Origin of the sequence: Acinetobacter stercoris, from assembly GCF_900323515.1 — a bacterium.
GTDB classification, from domain to species: domain Bacteria; phylum Pseudomonadota; class Gammaproteobacteria; order Pseudomonadales; family Moraxellaceae; genus Acinetobacter; species Acinetobacter stercoris.
In genome coordinates, this window is the sequence record NZ_OOGT01000313.1 from 1 (window position 1) to 2,759 (window position 2,759).

Genomic DNA, 2,759 nt, shown 5'->3' on the forward strand with positions numbered 1-2,759 from the left:
GCCCGAAAGCTGCTTTTAAACATTATATTACTTATTAAATTAAATCTTGCCAATGTGTGCCAAACAACGATGTATCGCTCCACAACCAGGCTCAAATGTTTGAACCCCTCTTTCCTCTTCTAATCTGCAAACCTCACTCACAAGGCGTTCAGCTACACCCCGGCCACGATTTGCTGGATGTACCACTATATTTTCAAGTGTTCTACTATCCCCTTGTCCAGTAGACCAAAGTGCACCAATAATTTTTGTATTAAATTCTGCTGTATAAAGTAAGGTATACTGAGTCAGGTTTTGCTCGAGTTGTTCAATGGCATCTGCCCCATCACTAAATTCCGGGCTGGTATCGTACAGACGCTCAAGTTGATCTCGAACTTCATTATTTTCAATAGAAGTTTTAGCATGTACGGTAATAGGCATTGATTAACCCTCCTGAGCAATCTAATATGCTGTCATTTTCGTGACAGCGAATTTACATCATCATTTTTAACGTTTTTGAGGAACGTGTCTATGACAGAGCGTATCAGTGAAGTGGTAAGAAACACTAACGAAACAAAAATCAAAGTTCGTGTGAATCTTGATGGTACTGGTCAAGGCACTCTCAATACTGGTGTACCCTTTTTAGATCATATGATCGATCAAATCAAGCGACATGGTCTATTTGATATTGATATTCATTGTGACGGCGATCTGGAAATTGATGATCACCATACAGTAGAAGATTGTGGAATCACGCTTGGTCAAGCTTTTGCTCAGGCATTGGGCAACAAAAAAGGACTGCGACGCTATGGTCATTTTTATGCACCCTTAGATGAATCTTTGAGCCGTGTTGTTGTTGATTTATCTGGTCGCCCTGGTTTATGGATGGATATTCCTTTCACCCGTGCCCGCATTGGTACTTTCGATGTTGATTTATTTTCAGAATTTTTCCAGGGCTTTGTAAACCATGCACTCATAACTTTGCATATCGACAATTTGAAAGGTAAAAACAGCCACCATCAGATTGAAAGTGTATTCAAGGCATTTGCCCGTGCTCTCCGTATGGCTTGTGAAATCGATCCACGTGCAGAAAATACTGTTGCTTCAACTAAAGGAACACTTTAAATGACGCGTATTGCCCTACTTGACTATGGCATGGGAAATCTCCACTCTGCAGCTAAAGCGCTTGAATATGTTGGCGCAACTGTTGATGTAACCAATGACCCTAAACTGATCGCGCAAGCAGATAAAATCGTATTTCCAGGTGTAGGTGCCATGCGTGATTGCATGCAAGGTATGCATGCAGCAGGTATTGATGATGTCGTTAAAAATGCTGCGTTTAATAAACCTGTTTTAGCCATTTGTGTAGGCATGCAAGCATTGATGCAAACATCTGAAGAAAATGGTGGTGTCGATGCGCTTGGTATTTTCGAAGGTGTTGTAAAGCATTTTCCTGAAATGGATGGTTTAAAAGTTCCTCATATGGGCTGGAATCAGGTACAGCAAAGCGATCCCAACCATCCAATGTGGAAAAATATTGATCAGGATACACGCTTCTACTTTGTACATAGCTACTATGTAGAACCGAAAGATAGCCATATTATTGCTGCAACATGTGATTATGGTGTGAATTTTTGTACTGCATTGCACAAGGATAATTTGTTCGCTACCCAGTTCCATCCTGAAAAAAGCCATACAGCTGGATTGCAATTACTTAAAAACTTTGTTGAATGGAATATTTAACGCACTATATTACAGATCAAGCTAACCCGCTTTAGCTTGATCTTTGTTTCACCTATATTTAATTTTTATTTATAATTTTAAACTCTAGATTTCATTATTATTTTTAATAACATATTCAATATCGACTATTAAGCCGATTTTTAGCCTATCATCAATTTTATCTCGCTTCATATTCTGTATATTGAAGAAGATTTTTAGGAAAAGGCAAAACATGCTTTCTACTAATCAAAATTATGACTAAAAATTTAAACGATTATTTTAAATAATATGCTTGTTTTTTATACAAATTTAACATTAATATTTACGCTCAATGATTGTTAAAAATTTCTTAATATCATTTTAATAAGGAAAAATAAATGAATCAAATTTCACAAAATAATTATAAACCTCTGAGTCCTAATGGCAGATTTGGAAGGCTTTCTTATCTGGCATGGAACTGTCTAATAGGCTTAAGTATAAGTATAGTTTTTTACCTTATTTCTTTTATCATTCCTATACCGCTACTTTCTATTGGAGAAAATGGCATTTCAGCAGCAGGATTAATTATTTTAGTAATCATATACTTGATTACCATTTACTTCAGTATTATCTTTTTGATCCGCCGTATCCACGATCTAAATAAATCAGGATGGTTATCTTTATTAATCCTTGTTCCTTTGGTCAACATCATTTTTGCACTATACGCACTCTTTGCACCTGGCACACCAGGTACAAATAATTATGGTGCTCCACGCCAAACATTAGGTTGGGAAAAAATTCTTGCCTGGGTTTATCTCGTAGTGATTGTCATCAGCATTATTGCAGCAATTGCTCTACCGTCATATATGAACTCAATCACTGAATCCAGTACCACTATTATTGAAACAAATTCTGATCAAGAATAATTCAATTTAATATTTTATAGACCTATTCAATATAGGTCTACTTTCCATTAGCAACCTGGTTGGCTATGCGATCATTTAATTCTTAAAATTAGCTTGCTTGATAAACCATTCAGGATTTAATATAACAAATAAGTCTTTGTTTATAAAATACATTAA

General features: G+C 36.1%; 4 protein-coding genes. 3 read left to right on the forward strand and 1 reads right to left on the reverse strand.

The features are described from left to right. Positions 1 to 39 precede the first annotated feature (39 nt). The gene (locus tag KPC_RS18900) at positions 40 to 417 is read right to left on the reverse strand and encodes a GNAT family N-acetyltransferase (protein ID WP_121975867.1); all 378 of its coding nucleotides are present in this window, start codon (positions 415 to 417) and stop codon (positions 40 to 42) included. A gap of 90 nt (positions 418 to 507) precedes the next feature. Here KPC_RS18900 and hisB point away from each other — a divergent pair, with 90 nt between their 5' ends. From hisB to KPC_RS18915, 3 genes are all read left to right on the forward strand, one after another. Next, positions 508 to 1,101, forward strand: coding sequence for an imidazoleglycerol-phosphate dehydratase HisB (gene hisB, locus KPC_RS18905; RefSeq protein WP_121975868.1), 594 nt, complete (start codon positions 508 to 510; stop codon positions 1,099 to 1,101). Further along, positions 1,102 to 1,719 (forward strand): imidazole glycerol phosphate synthase subunit HisH, encoded by a 618-nt coding sequence (gene hisH, locus KPC_RS18910; RefSeq protein ID WP_121975869.1) that lies wholly within the window; start codon positions 1,102 to 1,104, stop codon positions 1,717 to 1,719. A 356-nt stretch (positions 1,720 to 2,075) separates the two neighbouring features. Continuing rightward, a complete protein-coding gene (locus KPC_RS18915; protein ID WP_121975870.1) occupies positions 2,076 to 2,603 on the forward strand; it encodes a DUF805 domain-containing protein in 528 nt (175 codons plus the stop codon). Positions 2,604 to 2,759: the final 156 nt, after the last annotated feature.

Bases quoted from the DNA above. Each gene is read 5' to 3' on its own strand.
- hisB (WP_121975868.1), top strand. From the start codon at position 508: ATGACAGAGCGTATCAGTGAAGTGGTAAGAAACACTAACGAAACAAAA.
- KPC_RS18915 (WP_121975870.1), top strand. From the start codon at position 2,076: ATGAATCAAATTTCACAAAATAATTATAAACCTCTGAGTCCTAATGGC.
- hisH (WP_121975869.1), top strand. From the start codon at position 1,102: ATGACGCGTATTGCCCTACTTGACTATGGCATGGGAAATCTCCACTCT.
- KPC_RS18900 (WP_121975867.1), bottom strand. From the start codon at position 417: ATGCCTATTACCGTACATGCTAAAACTTCTATTGAAAATAATGAAGTT.